Origin of the sequence: Pseudomonas sp. Y39-6, from assembly GCF_023651955.1 — a bacterium.
Classification (GTDB): domain Bacteria; phylum Pseudomonadota; class Gammaproteobacteria; order Pseudomonadales; family Pseudomonadaceae; genus Aquipseudomonas; species Aquipseudomonas veronii.
This window is the reverse complement of sequence record NZ_CP069594.1, coordinates 2,045,070-2,069,167: the sequence shown is the minus strand read 5'-3', so window position 1 is coordinate 2,069,167 and position 24,098 is coordinate 2,045,070. Positions and strand designations below refer to the sequence as shown.

General features: G+C 61.1%; 21 protein-coding genes. 9 read left to right on the top strand and 12 right to left on the bottom strand.

Going from position 1 to position 24,098, the window contains the following annotated elements; translation table 11 throughout:
* The first annotated feature begins 130 nt into the window (after positions 1-130).
* Positions 131-754 carry a response regulator transcription factor gene (locus tag JN756_RS09480; protein WP_017849417.1) on the top strand — a complete coding sequence of 208 codons (624 nt, stop codon included), beginning with the start codon at positions 131-133 and terminating at the stop codon, positions 752-754.
* A gap of 8 nt (positions 755-762) precedes the next feature.
* A complete protein-coding gene (locus tag JN756_RS09475) occupies positions 763-4,398 on the top strand; it encodes a transporter substrate-binding domain-containing protein (RefSeq protein WP_201022051.1) in 3,636 nt (1,211 codons plus the stop codon).
* A gap of 39 nt (positions 4,399-4,437) precedes the next feature.
* Here JN756_RS09475 and msrC read toward each other — a convergent pair whose 3' ends face one another.
* Together msrC and JN756_RS09465 are read right to left on the bottom strand one after the other, a co-directional pair.
* Positions 4,438-4,920 carry a free L-methionine (R)-S-oxide reductase MsrC gene (gene msrC, locus JN756_RS09470; protein WP_017849415.1) on the bottom strand — a complete coding sequence of 161 codons (483 nt, stop codon included), beginning with the start codon at positions 4,918-4,920 and terminating at the stop codon, positions 4,438-4,440.
* Complete coding sequence (locus JN756_RS09465; RefSeq protein ID WP_128192179.1) at positions 4,917-5,807, bottom strand: ATP-binding protein; 891 nt, start codon at positions 5,805-5,807, stop codon at positions 4,917-4,919. The genes msrC and JN756_RS09465 overlap by 4 nt, the downstream gene beginning before the upstream one ends.
* 169 nt (positions 5,808-5,976) lie before the next feature.
* Between JN756_RS09465 and JN756_RS09460 the strand changes: the two genes are divergently transcribed.
* The gene (locus JN756_RS09460) at positions 5,977-8,286 is read left to right on the top strand and encodes a hybrid sensor histidine kinase/response regulator (RefSeq protein WP_201022050.1); all 2,310 of its coding nucleotides are present in this window, start codon (positions 5,977-5,979) and stop codon (positions 8,284-8,286) included.
* Here JN756_RS09460 and JN756_RS09455 read toward each other — a convergent pair.
* From JN756_RS09455 to msrB, 3 genes are all read right to left on the bottom strand, one after another.
* On the bottom strand, positions 8,267-8,731 hold the full coding sequence (locus JN756_RS09455; RefSeq protein ID WP_046384229.1) for a MarR family winged helix-turn-helix transcriptional regulator: 465 nt from the start codon (positions 8,729-8,731) through the stop codon (positions 8,267-8,269). The genes JN756_RS09460 and JN756_RS09455 overlap by 20 nt on opposite strands.
* Positions 8,728-9,213 carry a glutathione peroxidase gene (locus JN756_RS09450; protein ID WP_017849411.1) on the bottom strand — a complete coding sequence of 162 codons (486 nt, stop codon included), beginning with the start codon at positions 9,211-9,213 and terminating at the stop codon, positions 8,728-8,730. The genes JN756_RS09455 and JN756_RS09450 overlap by 4 nt, the downstream gene beginning before the upstream one ends.
* A gap of 127 nt (positions 9,214-9,340) precedes the next feature.
* On the bottom strand, positions 9,341-9,733 hold the full coding sequence (gene msrB, locus JN756_RS09445) for a peptide-methionine (R)-S-oxide reductase MsrB (protein ID WP_104903641.1): 393 nt from the start codon (positions 9,731-9,733) through the stop codon (positions 9,341-9,343).
* 202 nt (positions 9,734-9,935) lie between these two features.
* Between msrB and JN756_RS09440 the strand changes: the two genes are divergently transcribed.
* On the top strand, positions 9,936-11,147 hold the full coding sequence (locus tag JN756_RS09440; protein ID WP_017849409.1) for a pyridoxal phosphate-dependent aminotransferase: 1,212 nt from the start codon (positions 9,936-9,938) through the stop codon (positions 11,145-11,147).
* Between the two features lie 304 nt (positions 11,148-11,451).
* Complete coding sequence (gene htpX, locus JN756_RS09435; protein WP_017849408.1) at positions 11,452-12,339, top strand: protease HtpX; 888 nt, start codon at positions 11,452-11,454, stop codon at positions 12,337-12,339.
* Between the two features lie 71 nt (positions 12,340-12,410).
* Here htpX and JN756_RS09430 read toward each other — a convergent pair whose 3' ends face one another.
* Positions 12,411-13,067, bottom strand: a complete 657-nt coding sequence (locus JN756_RS09430; protein ID WP_126587923.1) for a thiopurine S-methyltransferase — start codon at positions 13,065-13,067, stop codon at positions 12,411-12,413.
* 102 nt (positions 13,068-13,169) lie between these two features.
* Between JN756_RS09430 and JN756_RS09425 the strand changes: the two genes are divergently transcribed.
* Positions 13,170-13,937 carry a DODA-type extradiol aromatic ring-opening family dioxygenase gene (locus tag JN756_RS09425; RefSeq protein ID WP_201022049.1) on the top strand — a complete coding sequence of 256 codons (768 nt, stop codon included), beginning with the start codon at positions 13,170-13,172 and terminating at the stop codon, positions 13,935-13,937.
* Between the two features lie 189 nt (positions 13,938-14,126).
* Here the strand turns inward: JN756_RS09425 and JN756_RS09420 are convergent, their stop codons facing one another.
* Positions 14,127-15,122, bottom strand: a complete 996-nt coding sequence (locus JN756_RS09420) for a hypothetical protein (protein WP_236255094.1) — start codon at positions 15,120-15,122, stop codon at positions 14,127-14,129.
* Positions 15,123-15,489: 367 nt separating this feature from the next.
* Positions 15,490-17,163 carry a DEAD/DEAH box helicase gene (locus JN756_RS09415; protein ID WP_017849506.1) on the bottom strand — a complete coding sequence of 558 codons (1,674 nt, stop codon included), beginning with the start codon at positions 17,161-17,163 and terminating at the stop codon, positions 15,490-15,492.
* 423 nt (positions 17,164-17,586) lie between these two features.
* Here JN756_RS09415 and JN756_RS09410 point away from each other — a divergent pair, with 423 nt between their 5' ends.
* Complete coding sequence (locus JN756_RS09410; protein WP_046384235.1) at positions 17,587-18,378, top strand: crotonase/enoyl-CoA hydratase family protein; 792 nt, start codon at positions 17,587-17,589, stop codon at positions 18,376-18,378.
* A gap of 117 nt (positions 18,379-18,495) precedes the next feature.
* Here JN756_RS09410 and JN756_RS09405 read toward each other — a convergent pair whose 3' ends face one another.
* Positions 18,496-19,251 carry a spermidine synthase gene (locus JN756_RS09405; protein ID WP_017849508.1) on the bottom strand — a complete coding sequence of 252 codons (756 nt, stop codon included), beginning with the start codon at positions 19,249-19,251 and terminating at the stop codon, positions 18,496-18,498.
* 125 nt (positions 19,252-19,376) lie between these two features.
* Here JN756_RS09405 and JN756_RS09400 point away from each other — a divergent pair, with 125 nt between their 5' ends.
* Entirely contained in the window at positions 19,377-20,723 is a 1,347-nt protein-coding gene (locus JN756_RS09400; RefSeq protein ID WP_017849509.1) for a class II 3-deoxy-7-phosphoheptulonate synthase, read from the top strand.
* 102 nt (positions 20,724-20,825) lie between these two features.
* Here JN756_RS09400 and JN756_RS09395 read toward each other — a convergent pair whose 3' ends face one another.
* Positions 20,826-22,049 carry a winged helix-turn-helix domain-containing protein gene (locus JN756_RS09395; RefSeq protein ID WP_201022048.1) on the bottom strand — a complete coding sequence of 408 codons (1,224 nt, stop codon included), beginning with the start codon at positions 22,047-22,049 and terminating at the stop codon, positions 20,826-20,828.
* 45 nt (positions 22,050-22,094) lie between these two features.
* The gene (locus tag JN756_RS09390; protein ID WP_164887030.1) at positions 22,095-22,301 is read right to left on the bottom strand and encodes a DUF1127 domain-containing protein; all 207 of its coding nucleotides are present in this window, start codon (positions 22,299-22,301) and stop codon (positions 22,095-22,097) included.
* A 70-nt stretch (positions 22,302-22,371) separates the two neighbouring features.
* Here JN756_RS09390 and JN756_RS09385 point away from each other — a divergent pair, with 70 nt between their 5' ends.
* Positions 22,372-23,253 (top strand): LysR family transcriptional regulator, encoded by an 882-nt coding sequence (locus tag JN756_RS09385; protein WP_032805034.1) that lies wholly within the window; start codon positions 22,372-22,374, stop codon positions 23,251-23,253.
* Here the strand turns inward: JN756_RS09385 and JN756_RS09380 are convergent.
* Positions 23,243-23,992, bottom strand: coding sequence for a sulfite exporter TauE/SafE family protein (locus JN756_RS09380; RefSeq protein WP_108524459.1), 750 nt, complete (start codon positions 23,990-23,992; stop codon positions 23,243-23,245). The two genes, JN756_RS09385 and JN756_RS09380, sit on opposite strands and share 11 nt — an antisense overlap.
* Positions 23,993-24,098: the final 106 nt, after the last annotated feature.

Below are 24,098 nucleotides of genomic sequence, written 5' to 3'. Positions count from 1 at the left end.
ATCGTAAGGAAATACCTTTTTTAATGTAGGAATATTCCTGTTCTGTATCTACGCCCCCTCACCTCCATGCTCCCGCCTCGCCTTCTGAGCTAATGTGCCCGCTTTATTTGCACTTGCATGGAATGTGATTATGAACACAGTTTTCATCATTGATGACCATCCTGTTATCAGGCTGGCGATTCGTATGTTGTTGGAACACGAAGGCTATAAAGTCGTCGGCGAAACGGATAACGGTTGTGATGCAATACAAATGGTTCGCGAATGCCTTCCAGACCTGATCATTCTGGATATCAGTATTCCAAAACTTGATGGCCTCGAAGTGCTGTGCCGATTTAACGCAATGAATACTTCGATGAAAACCCTGATTCTGACGGCCCAATGCCCAACCCTGTTCGCCACCCGCTGCATGCGCTCGGGCGCCGACGGCTATGTGTGCAAAGAGGGCGACCTGAGTGAACTGCTGAGTGCCATCCGCGCTGTATTATCCGGCTACAACTACTTCCCCAGCCAGGCATTGAACGCCTGCGGCCCGGACAGTAATTCCCAGGAACTGGAACTGTTCAAGGCAGTGAATGATCGCGAATTAATGGTCTTGCAACTTTTTGCACAAGGTCGCACCAACAAGGAAATTGCCAAAGGTATGTTTCTCAGTAACAAAACCGTCAGCACCTACAAAAAGAGGCTTATGCAAAAACTCAAAGCCAAGTCCTTGGTAGAACTTATCGAGTTGGCAAAACGAAACGCGCTAGTGTGAGAAAGCGGATGCCCAGGCGTATAAAGGACTATCTGATCATATTGAGCGCAGGCGTGTGCTTGAGCACCTCTGTGCTCGCTGCTCAAACGGAACCGGAACACTTCACCTTATTGAGCCGCGCAGGCGCCGTTCAACTGGACACTCAACTGGACAAGACGCAACGCCAGTGGCTGCAGAACAAACGCGAACTGGTGCTCGGCGCGGCAGCTCCCGACTACCCGCCCTTCGACCTCACGGCCAGCGGACGCGACTATGAGGGGCTCACGGCCGATTACGCCGGGCTGTTGGCCAAGGCGCTGGCGCTCCCCGTCAGGGTGCTGCGCTACCCCAACCGGGAAGCCTCCATCCAGGCGCTTGAAGCCGGTGAAATCGACCTGCTGGGCTCGTCCAATGGCTTTGAGGCCACCAACCCGCTGCTCACCCTTTCAGCACCGTATGCCGTGGACCAGCCAGTGCTGGTGACACGCGAGGGCGAAACCCGCAGCCTCAGTGAGGGCCTGGCCGGGCTGCGCCTGAGCCTGGTCTATCACTACCTGCCGCTGGGCGAAGTCGAGAAGCTGTATCCCGAGGCGATCATCCACACCTACCCCTCTTATCAGAACGCCCTGAATGCAGTGGCATTCGACCAGGCGGATGTGTTTCTCGGCGATACCATTTCCACCCATTACATGATCAACAAGGGCTATCTTAAAAATATCCGCATGGCCAACTTCGGCAAGCACGAAGCCTATGGTTTCAGCTTTGCCGTGCGCCAGGACCAGCACACCCTCTTGAGCATCCTCAACGCGGTGCTGGCGGCGGTGCCGACCAATGAGCAGGAGAGCATTGCCAAACGCTGGAGTGCGGGCAGCGACATCCTGCTCACCGCGCAAAAACTGCAGCTGACGCAACGCGAAGAACGCTGGCTGAAGACGCACCCAGTGGTCCGGGTAATCGCCAACGAAACCTTCGCGCCATTGACCTTCTTCGATGCCGACGGCAACTTCCGCGGCATCACTGCCGACCTCCTGGAGCTGATCCGCCTGCGCACCGGGTTGCGCTTCGAGATCCTGCGCGCACGCGATGTCAACGCGATGATCGAGCAAATCGATACCGGCAAAGCCGACCTCATCGGCGCCATCATTCCCAGCACGGAACGGGAAGCTCAACTGAACTTCAGTCGTCCCTATCTGGAAAACTCCTACGTATTGCTCACGCGCAAGGAACCCAACGCCCCATCGAATCTTGAACAGATGGCAGGCAAGCGCCTGGCGATCACCCAAGGCAACCCTCTGGAAAGCCTTCTGCGCAAGGATTTCCCGCACATTCGCCTGGTGGAAACCAGTGATACCTTCAAGGCCTCGGAACTCCTGGCCCAGGGGCATGTGGAAGGCGCGGTGAACTCGTTGGTGGTCGCCAACTATTTCCTGTCCTCCCAAGTGTTTCAGGACAAACTGCAGATCAGCGGCAGCATCGGCACCCTCCCCGCAGTCTTTGCGCTGGCCACGTCACGGGGTGCCACCGAGTTGAGCGCGATCCTCGACAAGGCGCTGCTGAGCATCGCCCCCGATGAGCTCGGGGTGATCAACAGCCGTTGGCGAGGCTACGCCGCCGCCTCCGACAGCTACTGGCGCAACTACCACCACCTGATTGCCCAGATCATCCTCGTCACCGGCCTGCTGCTGCTGATTTCCCTGACTTGGAACGCCTACATGCGCCGGGAGATCAAGCACCGCAAGATGGCCGAACGGGCCCTCAACGACCAGTTCGAATTCATGCGCGCACTGGTCAACGAAACGCCGCACCCGATCTATGTCCGCGACCGCAACGGCCTGTTGCAGACCTGCAACGACAGCTACCTGCAGGTGTTCGACGTCAAGCGCGAAGAGGTCATCGGCAAAAGTGTGATGCAGATGAGCACGGCCCAGGCAACCGAAGCGGCTCAGTATCACGCCGACTATCTGCGCGTGGTCGCCGAGGGCAACCCGCTGATCCTTGATCGCACCCTGCTCATCAATGGCAAAAAACTGACGATCTACCACTGGATACTGCCCTACCGCGACTCCACCGGCGAAGTCCAGGGCATCATCGGCGGCTGGATCGACATCAGCGAACGACGCCAGCTGTTCGATGAGCTGCGCGCCGCCAAGGAACGTGCCGACGAAGCCAACCGTGCCAAGAGCACCTTTCTGGCAACCATGAGCCACGAAATCCGCACCCCGATGAACGCGGTGATCGGCATGCTCGAACTGACCCTCAAGCGCGCCGACCAGGGGCATCTCGACCGCCCGGCGATCGAAGTGGCCTACCACTCGGCCAAGGACCTGCTGGAGCTGATCGGCGATATTCTGGACATCGCGCGGATCGAATCCGGCCGCCTGAGCCTGGCACCGGAGCGTGTGAACCTGCGGGAAGTGATCGAGTCGGTGGTGCGGGTGTTCGACGGCCTGGCACGCCAGAAAACCCTGAGTTTGCTGCTGGAGTTCAAGCCCGAACTCGATGACACCGACGTGCTGATCGACCCGCTGCGCTTCAAGCAGGTGCTGTCCAACCTGGTGAGCAATGCGATCAAGTTCACCGAGCGCGGGCAGGTAAAGATCAAGGTGCAGGTGCAAGCCACCGAATTGGCACAGCAGGTCGAAATGAAGCTGGTGGTCGAAGACACGGGGATCGGCATCAGCCGCGACGACCAGTTGCGCCTGTTCGAACCCTTTGCCCAGGCCGACAATTCCGGGCAATTGGCCCGCAGCGGCGCGGGCCTGGGGCTGGTGATCTGCCGCAGCCTGTGCGCGATGATGGGCGGGCAACTGAGCCTGAGCAGCGTGCCCATGGTCGGCACCCAGGTGCATGTCAGCCTGAAGATGAACTGCCTGCAGCCCATCCAGGCCGCGGATGAACCCCTGCCGGCTGCGCCCGCACCGGCGCCGGTGCTCAACGTGCTGGTGGTGGATGATCATCCGGCGAATCGCCTGCTGATGTGCCAGCAACTGGGTTACCTGGGCCACCAGTTCACCGCAGCCCAACATGGCGCCGCCGGGTTCCAGGCCTGGCGCCAGGCACACTTCGACCTGGTGATCGCCGACTGCAACATGCCCATCATGAATGGCTATGAGTTAAGCCGCTCGATCCGTGAGTATGAGCAGCGGGAGCAACTGACACCCTGCGTGGTCCTGGGGTTTACCGCCAACGCCCAGCCCGAAGAGAAGCTGCGCTGCGCCGAAGCCGGGATGAACGACTGCCTGTTCAAACCGATCAGCCTCACGGCGCTGGAACGGCAACTGGCGCAGATCGCGCCGCAGCCGTCCGGCCCGCGACTCGACCTCAGCCACCTGGATGCGCTAACGGGCGGCGATCCGCAACTGACTCGGCGGCTGCTTGAGGAACTGCTGAGCAGCAGTTGTCACGATCGCCAGATATTGGTCACGTTGTGGGCCCAGCAGGCTTCACTGCAGGACATCATCGAGCAGGCCCACAAGATCAAGGGCGCCGCGCGTATCGTCCAGGCCAGTGTACTGGCGGCGCAATGCGAAGCGCTGGAGCAGGCCTGCGCCCGCGGCGATGATCGGGCGGTGATCGAAACCGGCATCAAGACCCTGGAAAAGTGCATGCTGGAACTGGAGCGCCTGCTGCACATGCAACTCAACGGCCTGGGCTCTCCAGGATAGGCAGGAGCGCGCCGCACGGCCCGCCCCCGCAACGGTCGGTCAGCAGTCGGTCAGGCGCAGGAAAATCGCCGCCAACTGCTCGATACCAACCTGGTCTTGCGCGGTAAACCGGGCCAGCGACGGGCTGTCGAGGTCGAGGACGCCAATCAGTCGGCCATCCTTGACCAGCGGCACCACCAGTTCACTGTTCGATGCGCTGTCACAGGCGATATGCCCCGGAAACGCATGCACATCTTCCACCCGCTGGGTCTGGCGCGACGCGGCCGCCGCACCGCACACGCCACGCCCGAACGGAATGCGTACACACGCGATCTGCCCCTGGAACGGCCCCAACACCAACTCTTCGTGACGGTTGAGGTAGAAACCGGCCCAGTTCAAGTCATCCAACTGATTGAACAAAAACGCAGAGAACTGCGCGCTGTTGGCGATGAAATCGCGCTCATCGGCCAGCAGCGACTCCAACTGCGCACACAACATGGCATAGCCATCCAGACCGCTGCCGGCCTGCTGCAAATCGATCATGGTTGACGCTCCAGCAATTTGAGGCCCACCCAGTAACGGGCGAATTGATACGCGCAACGGCCGTTGCGGTTGCCACGCCCGGTGGCCCAGCGCACGGCGAGGATATCGAGGTCTTCATCACGCTGCCACTGCAGGCCGGCCTTGCGCGCCAGCTCGCCGATCCAGTGTTCCACCACGTTCAGGAAATGTTCCTGAGTGAATGGGTAGAACGACAGCCACAGGCCAAAACGATCGGACAAGGCGATCTTGTCTTCCACCGCCTCACTCGGGTGCAGCTCGCCATCCACGCGTTTCCAGTTATCGTTGTCGCTCTGGTTTTCCGGCACCAGGTGACGACGGTTGGACGTGGCATACAGCAGCACGTTTTCCGGCGCCTGTTCCAGGGAACCGTCCAGCACGCTCTTGAGCACGCGGTAATCGCCTTCACCGGCCTCGAACGACAGGTCATCGCAGAACAGAATGAAACGCTGCGGCAGCTTGAGCAGTTGTTCGACCACACGCGGCAGGTCGGCGAGGTGATCGCGTTCGATTTCGATCAAGCGCAAACCGGCGCTGGCGTGCTGGGCGAGCAAGGCGCGCACCATCGACGATTTCCCCGTGCCGCGCGAGCCCCACAGCAGCGCATGGTTGGCGGGCAGGCCGTCGAGGAACTGTTGGGTGTTGCGCGCCAATGTTTCACGCTGCTTGTCCACACCGATCAGGTCGGACAGGCGCATGTCCAGGCTGACCTCCAGCGGCAGCAGGAAGCCGCTGCGACCCTCACGCTGCCAACGGGCCGCAAGGCATTGGTGCCAGTCGATGGTTTGGCGCGGGGCTGGCAACAGGGGTTCCAGGCGCGCGAGTACGGCATCGGCGCGCTCAAGAAAGGCATTCAATCGAGAATCCACGACTATTCCTCTGGCAAGTTCTTGTAAAAGATGGCGTATTGGCAACCCTGCGGCCGAGCGCTCCGGGCTGCACCTCTAAAACTGACGATTCGTACCGGGCAAGCCTGAACCTGTGGATGTTCAGCTATGCTTGCCGGGCGAAGGGAAACGTGAAGTGGTTCAACACTCGATGGATATCAAGTTCGCCCACCGCTTGTCTTATAAACAAGCCAGATTGACTGTGCTGGTCGGTTTCGTCTTGGGAACCTTGCTCAGCCTGATCCAGATCGGCATTGATTATGCCAGCGAAGACGCATCCATCAACCGTGAAATTCGTTCGCTGATTGAAATCAGCCATAACCCGGCGTCGCGCATCGCCTACAACATCGACGCCGAGCTGGCCCAGGAGCTGACCCTCGGCCTGTTGCACTCCCCCGCCATCATTCAGGCGCGGTTGACCGACAACAACGGCGTGGTACTGGCCGACGTCGGACGGCCGCGCAAGGAAAGCCCCTACCGGCCCGTCAGCGATTTCCTGTTCGGCGCCAACCGCCAGTTTGAAGACCGGCTGTTCCTCAGCCATATGCCCAACGAATCCCTTGGCGTGCTGCGCCTCGACGTAGACACCTACGCCTTTGGCAGCCGCTTCCTGCACCGCGCCGAGGTCACCCTGATCAACGGGTTTGTGCGCAGCCTGCTGCTGACCGGGATCCTGCTGGGCCTGTTCTATGTGATGCTGACCCAACCGCTGGTACGCATCATTCGCGAGCTGAGCACGCGCAGGCAGACACGCCTGGATTGCCCGCCGGGGCACGAGCACGATGAAATCGGCGTGCTGGTCAACATGGCCAACCAGCAATTCGACACCCTGGAAACCGAGATCCAGCAGCGGCGTCACGCCGAGGACCGCCTCACCGAGTACCTGGGGCAACTGGAAAACATCGTCTCGGCGCGCACGCTGGAGCTCAAGGCCAGCAACCAGCGCTTGAGCCAGTCCAACGATGAGTTGGAAGCAGCAAAAATGAACGCGCTGGGCATGGCTCAGGCGCGGGCGGCGTTCCTGGCCAATATGAGTCACGAAATCCGCACGCCGCTCAATGGGTTGCTGGGCATGATCGCGCTGTCGCTGGACAGCCCGCTCAACGCCGAGCAGCGCCAGCAACTGTCGATCGCCCATGATTCCGGCAAGGTGCTGGTGGAACTGCTCAACGATATCCTCGACCTGTCCAAGTTCGACGCGGGCCAGTTGGAGCTGGAGCGCATCCCGTTCGACCTCGGCGCGCTGGTGGAAGACACCGCCAACCTGTTATCGCAGAACGCCGCGCCGAGTGTCGAACTGACGTGCCTGATCGACCCGAAGTTCCCGGCGCAGGTGCTCGGCGACCCGACACGTGTGCGGCAGATCGTCAGTAACCTGCTGTCCAACGCCTTGAAGTTCACGCGCTTCGGCCGCGTGGATGTGCGCCTCAGCGCCCAGGATGGCCGAGTAAAAATCGAAGTGTGCGACACCGGGATCGGCATTGCCCAGGACGCGCAGGTGAAGATCTTCCAGCCGTTCACCCAGGCTGGCGCGGGCATCACCCGCCAGTTTGGCGGCACCGGCCTGGGCCTGGCGCTGACCCATAACCTGTGCGAGGCGATGCACGGTCGACTGAGCATCAGTTCGGAAGTCGGCTTCGGCAGCCAGTTCTGCGCCGACCTGCCGCTGCCCGCCCATTTACCTGCGCCCCGGCTCGCGTCACTGACGGGCGAAGTCATTGCAATCACCGGTGCCGACAGCGGCCTGGCGGAGCTGCTCAGCACCCTGCTACCTCACTGGGGGCTGACAGTGCATTGCTATTCTATCGATGAGGACTTGAGCGGAAAAAAACCCGACTTGCTGATCACGGACTGCCCGGAGTGCCTGTTTCGCCTGCGCCCGGCCATCACGGCGCCGATCCTGCTGGTGACCGCCTATGGCAATTTCATGCCCAGTGAGGAAGTCGCGGCCCTGGCGCCGTTGCAGCAACAGGCGCGCCCTTTGAGCCGCAACGCGCTGTACCAGATCCTGCAACGTAATCTGCGCAGCGACGCGCACTTGATCCTCGACCCGATCGCACTCGATGCCACGCCCCTGGTCCACCGGGCACGCATCCTGCTGGTGGAGGACAACCCGGTCAATCAACTGGTGGCCAAGGGCATGCTCAGCAAGTTGGGCTGCGAAGTGATCGTCGCCGCCCATGGTGGCGAAGCGCTCAGGTTCCTCGAAGAACAGCACTTCGACATGGTGCTGATGGACTGCAACATGCCGGTGATGGATGGCTACGAGGCCAGTCGGCAGATTCGTCGCAGCGGGCGCTGGCCGGACCTGCCCATTGTCGCCCTGACCGCCAACGCGCTGTCGGAAGAACGCGAGCGTTGCCGGGCGGCGGGGATGAATGACTACCTGGCCAAGCCGTTTCGCCGCGAAGAACTCAATGCGCTGCTGGACCTGTGGGTGCCTAAGACGACAAGTCTCTGATCTGCGCGAGCAATTGGTCCAACCCCTCGCGCAAGGCATCGGCCTGGTTGAGGTCGACACCGCTGTCGCACAGCAAGCGGGTTTTCAACTGATGGGCCTGGCCGCGCAACTGCACCCCGGCGTGGCTCAGGCTCAAATGCACTTCGCGTTCATCCTGCGCGCTGCGCTGGCGTCTCACTAACCCAAGCTGCTCCAGGCGCTTGAGCAGCGGCGTCAGCGTGCCCGAATCGAGCATCAAGCGCTCGCCCAGGGCCTTGACCGTGGGCTGGGGCGGCGTCGCGTGGTGCCATTCCCACAACACCAGCATCACCACGTATTGCGGGTAGGTCAGGCCCAACTGGTCAAGCATCGGTTTGTAGGCGCGGGTCACCGCGCGAGATGCGGCGTAGAGCTTGAAACACAGCTGGTTGTCCAACGCCAGGGACACGGTGGGCAGGTCGGTCATTTGAGCAGGGCTTCGATCTCTTGGGTCAACTCCTGGGGCTTGGTGGTTGGCGCAAAGCGCTTGACCACCTGGCCGTCGCGACCGATGAGGAACTTGGTGAAATTCCACTTGATGCCCTTGGAACCCAGCAGGCCCGGCGCGCGTTTTTTCAACTGCACGAACAGCGGGTGGGCAGCGCCGCCATTGACGTCGATCTTCTTGAACAACGGGAAGCTGACGCCGAAATTCAGCTCGCAGAACTCGGCAATCGCGCCTTCGTTGCCCGGTTCCTGCTTGCCGAACTGGTTGCACGGAAACCCCAGCACCACCAGGCCCTGATCCTTGTACTGCTGCCAGAGTTGCTCCAGGCCCTTGTACTGCGGGGTGAAGCCGCATTTGCTGGCAGTGTTGACCACAAGAATGGCCTTGCCGGCAAAATCGGCCAAGGTCTTTTGCTCACCCTTGATGGTGGTGCAAGGGATGCTCAGCAGGTTGTCGCTCATGGCAATGCCTCGGATCAGGAGAAAGAAGGCAAAACATAGCGAGCAATTCAATTGTGTGCAATTGAATTGATCAAACTGATAGCCCGGTATACATCGCCCCCGCGCAAGACGCAGGGGCGACTCAGGCTCAGCGCGGCACGAGGTCCAGGCACACCGAGTTGATGCAATAGCGCAGGCCGGTCGGCGGCGGGCCATCCGGGAACACATGCCCCAGGTGCGCGTCGCACTTGGCGCAGGTGACTTCGGTGCGGATCATGCCGTGGCTGACATCGCGGATCTCGATCATCGCGCGGTCGGCGATCGGTGCGTAGAAGCTGGGCCAGCCGCAGCCGGAATCGAACTTGGTGGTAGAGTCGAACAGTGGCTCATTGCAGCAGATGCAGTGATACACGCCGTCGGTCTTGGTGGCATTGTACTTGCCGGAAAACGGCCGTTCGGTGCCCTTCAGGCGGCACACGTTGTATTGCTCCGGATCGAGCATCGCTTTCCATTCTTCAATGGTTTTCTGCAGCTTTTCCATCAGTACACCTCGGCAACTGAAAAACCCTGATCTGTGTCTTTTCCAGGGATCAGGCGGCACGTATGATTGCGCCTCTTCAACCCGGCAGTCTGGCACCCGCGTTAGCGGCATTCAAACGTATTTATGGGTGCGACCAACGCAGGATTCTCAGCACGGTAGGCTCCGTACCGTCTGGATCGTTCATTTTCAGGATCACATCGCCATGCAGGTCAGCAAATCGAACAAGCTCGCCAACGTCTGCTACGACATTCGCGGCCCGGTGCTCAAGCACGCCAAGCGCCTGGAAGAGGAAGGCCATCGCATCCTCAAGCTGAACATTGGCAACCCGGCGCCCTTTGGTTTCGAAGCGCCGGACGAAATCCTCCAGGACGTGATCCGCAACCTGCCCACCGCCCAGGGCTACAGCGACTCCAAAGGCCTGTTCAGTGCGCGCAAGGCGGTGATGCAGTATTACCAGCAGAAGCAGGTCGAAGGTGTCGGCATCGAGGACATCTACCTGGGCAACGGCGTGTCCGAACTGATCGTGATGTCGATGCAGGCCTTGCTCAACAATAGCGACGAAGTGCTGGTGCCGGCGCCGGACTACCCGCTGTGGACCGCCGCGGTGACCCTGGCCGGTGGCCGCCCGGTACACTACCTGTGCGACGAAGGCGCCGACTGGTTCCCGGACCTGGCCGACATCAAGGCCAAGATCACCCCGAACACCAAGGCGCTGGTCATCATCAACCCGAACAACCCGACCGGCGCCGTGTACTCGCGGGAAGTGCTGCTGGGCATGCTCGAGCTGGCGCGCCAGCACAACCTGGTGGTGTTCTCCGACGAGATCTACGACAAGATCCTCTACGACGACGCCGTCCACATCTGCACCGCCTCCCTCGCGCCGGACCTGCTGTGCCTGACCTTCAACGGCTTGTCCAAGTCCTACCGCGTGGCGGGTTTCCGCTCCGGCTGGGTCGCCATCTCCGGGCCCAAGCACAACGCCCAGAGCTACATTGAAGGCATCGACATGCTGGCCAATATGCGCCTGTGTGCCAACGTACCGAGCCAGCACGCGATCCAGACTGCGCTGGGCGGTTACCAGAGCATCAACGATCTGCTGCTGCCTCAGGGCCGCCTGTTGGAGCAACGCAACCGCACCTGGGAATTGCTCAACGACATTCCCGGCGTCAGTTGCGTGAAACCGATGGGTGCGCTGTACGCCTTCCCACGCATCGACCCGAAAGTCTGCCCGATCCTCAACGACGAGAAGTTCGTGCTCGACCTGCTGCTGTCGGAAAAGCTCCTGGTGGTGCAAGGCACCGCGTTCAACTGGCCGTGGCCGGATCACTTCCGCGTGGTGACCTTGCCGCGTGTGGATGACCTGGACATGGCCATCGGTCGCATCGGCAACTTCCTCAAGTCCTATCGCCAGTAACGACTATGACGCTGTACGACCGGGATCTGGTCGTACAGCGAGTATCTGGCAACACTTCTCTGCCCATTGCCCCGCTCCGCACTGCGTTTGCCCCTCTCCCAGCGCGTGCCCCTTATAATCAAAGGGCCGCGAGGCAACAGGAGGCTGATCAAGCGGGGCAATACAGGTGGGAAATTCCCTTCAAGACTCTACATTCAGGCTGTAGGACACAGTTTGAAATAGTCGCTCGGTTGAATCACCCCATGTCGCACCTTATATACCCCGCAGTACGCGACATATTTAGCATGAGGAGAACTCTACAACCATGATGCGCATCCTGCTGTTCTTGGCCACCAACCTGGCGGTCGTGCTGATTGCCAGCATCACCCTGAGCCTTTTCGGCTTCAACGGGTTCATGGCGGCCAACGGGGTTGATCTGAACCTCAATCAGCTGCTGATCTTCTGTGCGGTCTTTGGTTTTGCCGGCTCGCTGTTCTCGCTGTTCATCTCCAAGTGGATGGCGAAGATGAGCACCAGCACCCAGGTCATCACTCAGCCACGCACCCGGCATGAGCAATGGTTGCTGCAGACCGTCGAACAGTTGTCCCGCGAGGCCGGTATCAAGATGCCGGAGGTCGGGATCTTCCCGGCCTATGAAGCCAACGCCTTTGCCACCGGCTGGAACAAGAACGACGCGCTCGTTGCGGTGAGCCAGGGCATGCTGGAGCGCTTCTCCTACGATGAAGTCAAGGCGGTGCTGGCCCACGAGATCGGCCACGTGGCGAACGGTGACATGGTCACCCTGGCGCTGGTCCAGGGCGTGGTGAACACCTTCGTGATGTTCTTCGCGCGAATCATCGGCAACTTCGTCGACAAGGTGATCTTCAAGAACGAAGAAGGCCGCGGCATTGCCTACTACGTGGCAACCATCTTCGCTGAACTGGTGCTGGGCTTCCTGGCCAGCGCGATCGTGATGTGGTTCTCGCGCAAACGGGAATTTCGCGCGGACGAAGCCGGTGCCCGCCTGGCCGGCACCGGGGCGATGATTGCAGCCTTGCAGCACCTGCGCTCCGAACAGGGCCTGCCGGTGCATATGCCGGACAGCCTGACCGCGTTTGGCATCAACGGCGGCATCAAGCAGGGTCTGGCGCGCATGTTCATGAGCCACCCGCCGCTGGAAGAGCGGATTGACGCACTGCGTCGTCGCGGCTGACCGCTTGGCGGCGACACGGAAAGGGGCGATCTGATCGCCCCTTTTTTGTGGGCGCCTTACCCGCCCAGGACTCAGCGCTTCGTGAGTCGGTAGACTCGCTCTTCCAGCCGGGTTACGCCGTCCTGAACGAACTTCCAGCTCTCACCCAAAACGTCCTGCTCCTCAAGCACTTCGAGGGCCCAGTGCGCCCCCAGCAGCACCTTCACCTCATCATCGGTCACCGCAAACGGTGGGCCGGCCTTTTGCGTCTGGTCGTAGTCGAGGGTAATCAGCAACCCCTTGCAACCCGGCCCCAGAAGCGTATTGAGGTGCTCGGTGTAGCGCGCCCGCATCAGCGGCGGCAAGGCGATCAACGCCGCGCGGTCATAAAGCGCCGTGCAATCGAGCAGCGCCTGCGCGTCCAGCGCGAAGAAATCACCGCACCACACCTCGATCACATCCGCCTGGTACACCTTGAACACGCCGCGTTGGCTGATACGCGGTATCAGCCCCTGCTCACTGAAGAATGCCTCAACCGCCTGCTCCGACAGTTCTACCCCGAGCACGCGACAGCCTTGACTGGCCAGCCACACCAGATCCAGGCTTTTGCCACACAAGGGCACCAGCACCTTTGCCCCCTGCGCGACCGCCAACTGCGGCCAGTGCCGTTGCAGATAGGGGTTGACCTCGGGCAAGTGAAAACCGATCTGATTACGTGCCCAGCGCTCCCGCCAAAACTGAGAATCCATACATCACCCTGAAAATTCGATCAAAAGGCGCTAAAACTTATATTAGATTTAGATCATTGATCTGGTTGAAGATGGGCCATGTTAACCCTGAGGGCCCTTCTAATGCTCCCCACTCTGTTTATCTCCCATGGTTCGCCCATGCTCGCCCTGCAACCCGGCGCCAGCGGCCCGGCCCTGCAGCGCCTGGCGGCTGAACTGCCACGGCCGAAGGCGATTGTGGTGGTGTCGGCGCATTGGGAAAGCCAGGAATTGCTGGTCAGCGGCAACGCCGCACCGGAAACCTGGCATGACTTCGGCGGCTTTCCGGCCGAGTTGTTTGCCGTGCAATACCCGGCGCCGGGCGACCCGCAATTGGCGCGCGAGATTGTCGAGTTGCTGCACGCCGATGGCTTGAGTGCGCGCATCGATGAGCGCCGTCCCTTCGACCACGGCGCCTGGGTGCCGCTGTCGCTGATGTACCCGGCCGCGGATATCCCGGTGGTGCAGGTGTCCTTGCCCAGCCGTATGGGCCCTGCCCTGCAGACCCGGGTCGGACACGCCCTCGCCAGCCTGCGCGAACAAGGCGTGTTGCTGATCGGCTCCGGCAGCATCACCCACAACCTCGGTGAACTGGATTGGCACGCCGGGTCCGAAAGCATCGAGCCGTGGGCGCGGGCGTTTCGTGACTGGATGGTGGACAAGCTTGCCGCCAACGACGAAGCCGCGCTGCACGATTATCGCCGCCAGGCGCCCAACGCCGTGCGCAGCCATCCCAGTGATGAACATTTACTGCCGCTCTACTTTGCGCGGGGTGCCGGCGGCGACTTCAGCGTGGCGCACCAAGGCTTCACCATGGGCGCGCTGGGCATGGACATCTACCGCTTCGGCTGACGCACATCCCGATGCGCGGGCAAACCCAGATTGAGGGCCGCCCACAAAGCGAGCGCGGCCCAAGAAGAAAACCCGGAAATCCTCACCTGCGTGGGCCTTCCGGGTTTTTGCATCGCCAACATTTTCAAGGGGCGCAACTCCAACAGGCGTAGCGTTGAGACGCTTACTCAGGCTCTATCAACAGCGCCTTCAGGCTTTCTTCTCATAACCTGCGCCCTGAAAAGAGAATTGTATTTCCTTACCTTTACCCGCTTCGCTGATCACCCGCTGCAGTCCCACCATCGAGTTCTTGTACCGGCCATAGAGCCCGTCACTCTTGATTTCACCCACCCTGACATTGCCCTTATCGTCTGTAGTAAAGGGGGCGGAGAAACTACCGCGAGTAGGTGCGATCTGCGAACTTCGGTCTATTTTCGCGCCATAATGTTCGACGAAGCTTCTGTCTCTGCCAGCCAAGGCAAACTTCTGATCGACATAAATATCTTTGACATGCTGCTTGGGGCCCGGCATGTCGGAATCGGTAACGTCCTGAATAAATCCCCTCAACTTATGGGCATCCTCAGGATCTCGTTCTACCGTGAGGTTATATTTATTCCCAAATTTAAAATCTACCAAGGTGCTGTTACTGGCGCCTTTTCCCCCATCAAACTCGGGGCGGCCTTGTGGCGCTTTGAAATGCTCACCGTTTCCAGAAAACACAATCAGCGCCTTGCCATCCCCGCGCGGCTGCATCCCAATATAGCCACGGCCAAGAGGCCGACCTTGTGCATCATTGACGCCAAACTGCATCGCATAATAAATCCCTGCGTCCTTGCTTCCTTTTCGTTGAAGGCCTTCGTCGATACTCATTGGAAACGTAATGTTACTCAACCCAGCGCCAGGCGCGGACAGCGAGTAACTCAGGCCATACAACCCATTGGGCGATGTGGCTACCTTCTTGATTTCCAGTTTCGGATCGCTGACTTTATTAAGCGTTGACGTCGTGGTCGCAGACGCTACAGGCATGGATCGCGTATTTCTTCTTGAACGAGCGGCCGCGGCATCCGAAGCGAGTACGCGCTCGGTCCATGGCAAACCGTGCTCGCGTGCTGGCTCTCGCGCCTGATTAACAGGCGGTTGGCTGGGAGGATAAGTCGCAGGCTCAGGCATTGTTTGTGGAAACAACTGTGAATTATTAATACGCATAACAGCCACAGCTCCTTTCTGGAAAAATCAATCAATAGCCGTCAAGCCCGGCGCCTATCCCTCGACACGGTTACAAGCGAACCTTTCCAACTTGAACAACTGACGAGAGCAGATTGAGAGCGTTTTTTACCCTTGAGCGATGCAACTCAGGTTTATCCGCCCCCCGTCACTTGATAGTAAAAACTTTACGCAAAGCCGGCTGCCAGAAAGGCCGCTCAGAAACTCAGACTTTTCCTAAACCCAATAAGATCAGTAGCTGACCGTTATGGCCGACCACCCCACGACGATCCGCGCCAATTGCCGGGCAAAAAAAATCCCCGAACCAGTCGGGGATTTTTTAGGTGCGATCAATCAGCCCAGGGGCGGATCAATCTTCGCGGTAGCGACGCAGCTTGAGCTGCTTACCGGCAACGCGTGTGTCTTTCAGCTTGGTCAGCAGTTTTTCCAGACCGTCTTCCGGCAGCTCCACCAGGGAGAAGCTGTCACGGACCTGGATGCGACCGATGGCTTCACGTGCCAGGCCACCCTCGTTGAGGATAGCGCCCAGCAGGTTCTTGGCAGCAATACCGTCACGCGCGCCCAGCGCGGTACGGCAGCGAGCACGACCTTCAGCCAATGGCACCGGAGCGCGACGCTCACGATCACCACGCTCAGGACGGTCGCCGGAACGCTCTGGACGATCACCGCGTGGCGCGTTGTTCGGTACCAGTGGGCGTTCTTTCTCGATGGCTGCCAGGGTCAAGGCCTGAGCGTTGGTAGCTTTGCGCAGCAGGGCTGCAGCCAGGGCACGCGGGGTGCAACCGATATCGGCGGTCAGGCGGTCCAGCAGGTCGCCGTGGGTCGATTCAGCGTCAGCCACCAGTGGCGACAGGCTGTTGGTCAGTTTCTTGATGCGCGCATCGAGAACGGCCTGGGCATCCGGCAGGCGGACTTCAGCAACCTTCTGCCCGGTCACACGCTCGATCACTTGCAGCATGCGGCGCTCACGCGGCGTCACCAGCAGCAGTGCGCGACCTTCGCGACCCGCACGGCCGGTACGGCCGATACGGTGAACGTAGGACTCTGGATCGTAAGGCATGTCAACGTTGAACACGTGGGTGATACGTGGAACGTCGAGGCCACGAGCAGCTACGTCGGTCGCTACAACGATGTCCAGACGGCCATCCTTGAGGGAGTCGATCACGCGCTCACGTTGGTTCTGGGCGATGTCACCGTTCAGCGCAGCGGCTTTGTAGCCTTTGGCTTCGAGGGCACTGGCCAGGTCCAGGGTCGCTTGCTTGGTACGCACGAACATGATCAGCGCGTCGAAGTCTTCGACTTCCAGCAGGCTCAATACAGCCGAGGTCTTCTGGTCAGCGTGAACCAACAGGTGAGCCTGTTCGATCGCGGTAACGGTCTGAGTCTTGGTCTGGATCTTCACGTGTTGCGGATCGCGCAGGTGGCGTTCGGCAATGGCACGGATCGACTGCGGCAGGGTGGCCGAGAACAGCACGGTCTGACGGGTCGGTGGCAGTGCCTTGAAGATGACTTCCAGGTCATCCATGAAGCCCAGCTTCAACATTTCGTCAGCTTCGTCCAGAACCAGGTGGTTCACGGTCGACAGGACTTTCTCGTCACGACGCAGGTGGTCGCACAGACGACCCGGAGTGGCGACAACGATCTGTGCGCCATTACGGATAGCCTTGAGTTGCGGGCCCATCGGCGCGCCGCCGTAGACGGCCACAACGGTTACGCCTGGCATTTGCTTGGCGTAGGTTTCAAAAGCGGTTGCTACTTGCAGCGCCAACTCACGAGTTGGCGCCAGGATCAGGGCTTGCGGTTCGCGCTTGGCAGGATCGATGCAGTGCAGGATAGGCAGGGCGAACGCGGCGGTTTTACCGGTACCGGTTTGCGCCTGGCCAATCATGTCGTGGCCGGCCATGATGATCGGGATCGATTGCTGCTGAATCGCCGAAGGTTCTTCGTAGCCAGTCGCAATGACGGCAGCAAGAATGTTCGGGTTAAGATTAAAAGCGGCGAAGCCGCCGGTTTCCTGGGTCATGGGTCTGCCTCTAAGTGCATCCGCAAAGACCCATGCTCCAAAGCTGCGCATGCCGTGTTGAGACTCAAGAGTCGCCCTGGCTGCTTTGTCGGCGGGGATTTGCGAAAACGAATGAATGAAAAAGATTCGTCAAGGAAGAGTCCGCTGTGCGGACGTGCAGCCGAAGCTGACTTCGGGGAATTGCGCTACCTAAACGCGGCCCGGTTAAAGGCCGGCGCGCACTATACCGGAAATAGCTGAAAAAGGGAGCTTTTTTTATCGCAAAGCACCGATAAACCGCACTGCGTCACCGCCTTTGCGCAGATGGGCTCCAGGGTCTATTTTTCAAGTGCCCGGCCCTGTTGGCTGAAACGCTTAAACGGTTCACCCGTACACTCGGCCCCTTTGGTCCGAAACCCCTTACTGCACCCGAGGGCACACCCGATGAATCAAGCCAGCAGCAGCCTCGTCAGCCGTGAACTCCTGGATCATGTCCTGTTGTTGGGCCTGGATCGGGTCGCCAAGCGCAATGCCTTTGACCTGGATCTGCTCAACGCACTGAGCCTGGCCTATGGCGAATTTGATCGAAACGACGATGCGCGGGTGGCCGTGGTGTTCGCCCACGGCGACCACTTCACCGCCGGGCTGGACCTGGCCAACGTCAGCGCAGTGATGGCCGGAGGCTGGCAACCGCCACCGGGGGGCTGCGATCCCTGGGGCGTGTTCGCCGGCCCTCGGGTCGGCAAACCGGTGATCGTCGCCGCTCAGGGCTACTGCCTGACCCTTGGCATCGAGTTGATGCTGGCGGCGGATATCAATCTCTGCGCGAGCAACACTCGCTTCGCGCAGATGGAAGTACAACGTGGGATCTTTCCATTTGGTGGTGCGACGTTGCGCTTTCATCAAATAGCAGGCTGGGGCAACGCCATGCGCTGGCTGCTCACCGGCGATGAGTTCGATGCCCACGAAGCCCTGCGCCTGGGGTTGGTGCAGGAAGTGATGGCCAGCGAAGACCTGCTGCCGCGCGCCATCGAACTGGCCAGCCGCATCGCGCGCCAGGCACCCCTCGGCGTGCAAGCCACGTTGATGTCGGCCCGCCTGGCGCGCTTGGAGGGCGAAGCTGTCGCGGCCGCCGCGTTACCGCCGCTGGTCGCGCAATTGTTCAACAGCGAAGACGCCAAGGAAGGCGTGCGCGCCATGCTCGAGAAGCGCCCGGGGGTATTCAGGGGAATTTGAGTTGGCCGTGCCGCAGTCATCGCGAGCAAGCCCGCGCCCACATCGACCGCATTCCTTCAGGATGTGCTCGGTCAAATGTGGGAGTGGGCTTGCCCGCGATGACGCCCGTTCAGACAACTAGGTTGCCGGCCGAATCGCCTTGATCAATGGCTGCAACGAATAGCCCAATCGCGGTGCCAGCGCTTCGGCGCGGGCCGAGAGCGCCGCAGCGTCCAGCGCCTGATCCAGCTCCGAAGGCACCAGCAGGATCACATTGCCCTCCTTCACCGGCAGCTCCCAATAATGCCGGTGATACAACCCGCGCAGCAGGGCCGCACCCAACGGCTTGCCGTCGTCGGTGGCCCACTGGTTGATCACCAGCCAACCGCCCGGGTTGAGTTTCTTCTGGCAGTTTTCCAGGAAGGTCCAGGCCAGGTGCCCGACGCCGGGGCCGACATCGGTGTACAGGTCGACGAAGATCAGGTCGGCCGTTTCGGCGGTTTCGAGCAGTTCCAGGGCGTCGCCAATGCGGATGTACAGGCGCGGATCGTCGTCCAGTCCCAGGAACTCAATGGCCAGGCGCGGCACTTCGGGGCGCAGCTCGATGGCTTCGACATCCTCCAGCGGCAGGAACTTGAGGCACGCCTGGGTCAGCGTGCCGGCGCCCAGGCCGAGGAACAACGCGCTTTCCGGCTGCTCGTGGCACAACGCACCGATCAGCATCGCACGGGTGTAGTCGTACTCCAGCCAGCTCGGGTCGGCGGTGAACACGCAGCTTTGCTCGATGGCGTCGCCAAACTCGAGAAAACGGTAATCGGCCACTTCGAGCACGCGGATCATGCCGAAGTCATCATGGACCTCGGCCAGCAGGCGCTCGACACGCTCCTCGCTCATCTACAACTCCTAACGGGTTCACCCCAGGGCAAAGGCGCGATTGTCGGCCAACCGACGGCAACAGGTCACGCACTAATTGCTGATAACATTGGCGCCCGACCGTCAATCACCCTATCGAGTCCACGATGAGCCAACCCTGGAGCCCCGACAGCTGGCGCGCCCTGCCGATCCAGCAACAACCCCAGTACCCGGACGCTGCACACCTGTTACAGGTAGAGCAGAGCCTGGCCAGCTACCCGCCGCTGGTATTTGCCGGGGAGGCCCGCGAGTTGCGCCGCCAGTTTGCCGAGGTGACCCAGGGTCGCGCCTTCCTGCTGCAAGGCGGCGACTGCGCCGAGAGTTTTGCCGAGTTCTCCGCCGCAAAAATCCGCGACACCTTCAAGGTGCTGCTGCAGATGGCTATCGTGATGACCTTCGCCGCCGGCTGCCCGGTGGTGAAAGTCGGGCGCATGGCCGGCCAGTTCGCCAAGCCGCGCTCGTCCAACGATGAAACCATCGATGGCGTCACCTTGCCGGCCTACCGTGGCGATATCGTCAACGGCATCGGCTTCGACGAAAAAAGCCGCGTGCCGGACCCCGACCGCCTGCTGCAGTCCTACCACCAGTCCACCGCCACCCTTAACCTGCTGCGCGCGTTCGCCCAGGGCGGGTTTGCCGACCTGCACCAGGTACACAAGTGGAACCTGGACTTCATCGCCAACTCCGCACTGGCCGAAAAGTACAGCCAGTTGGCGAACCGTATCGACGAAACCCTGGCTTTCATGCGCGCCTGCGGCATGGACAGCTCGCCGCAACTGCGCGAAACCAGCTTCTTCACCGCCCACGAAGCGCTGCTGCTCAACTACGAACAAGCCTTCGTGCGCCGCGACAGCCTGACCAACGACTACTACGACTGCTCGGCCCACATGCTGTGGATCGGCGATCGCACCCGTCAGTTGGACGGCGCCCACGTCGAGTTCCTGCGCGGGGTACACAACCCGATCGGGGTCAAGGTCGGCCCGAGCATGAACCCGGATGACCTGATCCGCCTGATCGACATCCTCAACCCGGACAACGACCCCGGCCGCTTGAACCTGATCGCGCGCATGGGCGCCAACAAGGTCGGCGACCACCTGCCGGCACTGCTTCGCGCCGTGCAGCGTGAGGGCAAACAGGTGCTGTGGAGCTCCGACCCGATGCACGGCAACACGATCAAGGCCAGCAGCGGCTACAAGACCCGCGACTTTGCGCAGATCCTCGGCGAGGTGAAGGAATTCTTCCAGGTACACGAGGCCGAAGGCACCTATGCCGGCGGGATTCATATCGAGATGACCGGGCAGAACGTCACCGAATGCATCGGCGGCGCACGGCCGATCACCGAAGATGGCTTGTCGGACCGCTACCACACCCACTGCGACCCGCGGATGAATGCCGATCAGTCGCTGGAGCTGGCATTCCTGATCGCCGAGACGTTGAAGCAAGTAAAACGGTGACCCCATTCGGTAGGCGCGAGCTTGCTCGCGAAAAACCTGAGAATGCCGCGGGGTGTCGGTTTCCCGCGTCATCGTTAACGTTTCTCGCGAGCAAGCTCGGGCCTACCGTGATGTGAGCATCGCCGCCCTTAATCGGTCGGCACTCGGCCGTGGGCAATTGAGCTGCACCTGTTCGAGCCCCAGCCAATCGGCCATTTGCCGCAAGTTCAGCGCCAGCGCGCACATCCCCTCCTCGTCCAGCCCCGGCTCTTCTTCATGCACCGCATGCACGGCCAGGCGGCCGTGGGCGCGTTCGGCACGCAGGTCGACGCGCGCGGCGATCCGCTCGTTGTGCAGAAACGGCAGCACGTAGTAGCCGTACACCCGCTTGTCCTGCGGCGTGTAAATCTCCAGCCGATAACGGAAATCGAACAGCCGCTCGGTGCGGCTGCGCTCCCAGATCAGCGAATCGAACGGCGACAACAGTGCGCTGGCCGGCACCTTGCGCGGCACTTTCGGCTCCGGCAGGCAGTAGGCCGGCTGCTTCCAGCCCTGCACGCGGCACATCAGCAATTGGCCGTCTTCGACCAGCTCGGCCAAACGGCTGCGAGTGTCGGCAGGCTCCAGGCGGAAATAATCGCGCAGATCTTTTTCGCTGCCCACACCCAGCGCAGTCGCACTGTGCAGCAGCAAACCGCGCTGAGCCTCGGCCTCGCTCAACGGCGCCTGGTGCAGCCGGTCGCCGGGGATCACGCGCTCGGGCAAATCGTAGAGCCGCTCGAACCCGCGCCGACCGGCAACCGTGACCAGGCCAGCGGCGAACAGCCATTCCAGCGCGTGCTTTTCATCGCTCCAGTCCCACCACGGGCCGGCGCGCTCGGCGCGGGTCGACAGACTGCCTGCACCCAGGGCGCCCTGTTGTTCGACAGTGTTCAACACGCGCTGGATGATGGCCTGCTGCTCGCGACCAAAACGCGCCATCTGCGCGTAGATCCCCTGCCCTTGTCTTGCCCGCTCCATGCGCCAGCGCATCAAGGGGTACAGCGCCATCGGCAACAACGAGGCCTCATGCCCCCAATACTCGAACAACGAACGCTGTCGGCCCTGGCTCCAGGCCGCCTGCTCAAGCAGTGACGGGGCGTACTGCCCCAGGCGGGAAAACAACGGCAGGTAATGGGAGCGCACCACGGCATTGACCGAATCGATCTGCAGCACGCCCAGGCGGTCGATCAAGCGGTTGAGGTGTGCGGCCTTGATCAATGCAGGCGCCTGGCGCCCGGAAAAGCCCTGGGCGGCCAGTGCCATGCGGCGCGCTTGCTTGAGGGAAAACGACAGGTCGGCGGGCATGGGCATCTCCGTATGAACGTGCCGACCACCCTACTGCATCCTCGGTCATTTTCGCAGTGGGTCTTCCCAGAAATGCCGGTGGGCTTCGTGCTCCACATCAGCGCGGCTCAGCCCGATATCCTTGAGCGCCGCATCGCTCAGCGTGGCCACTAACCGACGCTCGTACCGCAATACCTGCCACCGCGCAATCGCTTGGAACAGCCCGGAAAGCGGCCGCTTCGTCCATCCTGCACAACCTGTTTGACCTTTCATCTTCTCGCCCTCCCTTGGGGATGACGCGAGTGTGTGCCGGCGGCTATGATCAATCCAACGAATGTTTCTTATGAAATACATCTCAGGAATTGATCAATTGGCCGCCTACCCAAGCATCGACACCGACGTGCTGCGCACCTTCGTCGCCATCGCCGACCAGGGCGGGTTTACCCGTGCCGGTGAGCAGGTCAACCGCACCCAATCGGCGGTCAGCATGCAGATGAAGCGCCTGGAAGAAGACGTGCTGCAGCGCAAACTGTTCGAGCGCGACGGCCGCCAAGTGCGGCTGACGCCGGAGGGCCAGGTGCTGCTGGGGTATGCGCGGCGCATCCTGAAACTGCACAGCGAGGTGTTCAACACCCTGCGAGAACCGCATATGGTCGGGCTGGTACGCATCGGCACCCCGGACGACTATGTGATGCGCTTCCTGCCGGGGATTCTCAAACAGTTTTCCAAGGCCTACCCGCTGATCCAGATCGAGATGCACTGCGAGGCATCCACCGTGCTGATGCAACGGCGGGATCTGGCGTTGACGGTGATCAGCCGCGAACCCGGCAATGATATCGGCGAGTTGTTGCGCACCGAGCGCGTGGTGTGGGCGGCGGCGCCGTGTTTCTGCGTGGACGAGCACGACGCCCTGCCACTGGCGATGTCCGGCGCCGATTGCCTTTACACCCAGTGGGCGCGTACCTCACTGGATACCGTCGGGCGCAATTATCGCCTGGCCTACAACAGCACCAACGGGGCGGCGATCCAGGCCGTGGTCAGCGCCGGCCTGGCAGTGATGGTCAGCATGGAAAGCCTGGTGACGGATGACCTGCGCGTGCTCGGCAGTGACGAGGGTTTCCCGCCCTTGCCGTCGATGAATCTGCGCTTGTTACGCAACCCGTTGATGACGTCACCTATCACCGAATGCCTGGCGGAGTACATCATCGACGGCTTCAAACCTTAAACATCAGCATCACGGCGCACACCACCAGGAAACCGCAGAACAAACCGCGCAACAGGCGCTCCGGCAGCGCGTGGGCGACTTTTACCCCCCAACTGATGCTGAGCAGGCCACCGACCGCCAGGGGGATGCCGATCATCCAGTCCACTTCGTGGTGCCAGGCGTAAGTGACAAGAGTCACCCCGGTGCTGGGCAGCGCCAAGGCCAGGGACAAGCCTTGGGCCACCACCTGGGTGGTGCCGAACACACTGGTCAGCACTGGCGTGGCGACCACCGCACCACCGACACCGAACAAACCGCCCATAGAGCCGGAGACCGCGCCCAACACCCCGAGCCACGGCCAGGCATGGCGCATCTGTGCCGTCGGCGGCGCATTGCGGGTGAACATGCGCAGCAGGTTGTAGGCCGACAGCGCCAGCAGAAATGCGATAAAGCCGATACGCATCGCGCCGGCGTCCAGGCCCACGGCCCAGATCGAGCCGAGCCAGGCAAAGCTGAAGCCCATCACCCCCAGCGGCAGCGCGTGGCGCAGTTCAATGCGATTACGCTGGTGATAACGCCACAGCGCGAGCATCACGTTGGGCACCACCATCACCAGCGCGGTGCCTTGGGCGATCTGCTGATCGAGGCCGAACAGCACGCCGAGCACCGGGATGGCAATCAACCCGCCGCCAATGCCGAACAGACCGCCCACCGTGCCCAATGCCGCGCCCATAACCAAGTACATCGCTAAATCCAACACCACGCATTACTCCACAATCCCAAGCCTTGCATGCTACGCAGTCCGCTCTGGCGCGGATACGCACAGCAACGCACAATGGCTGTGCCAATCCCGCATAAGCGTCGAC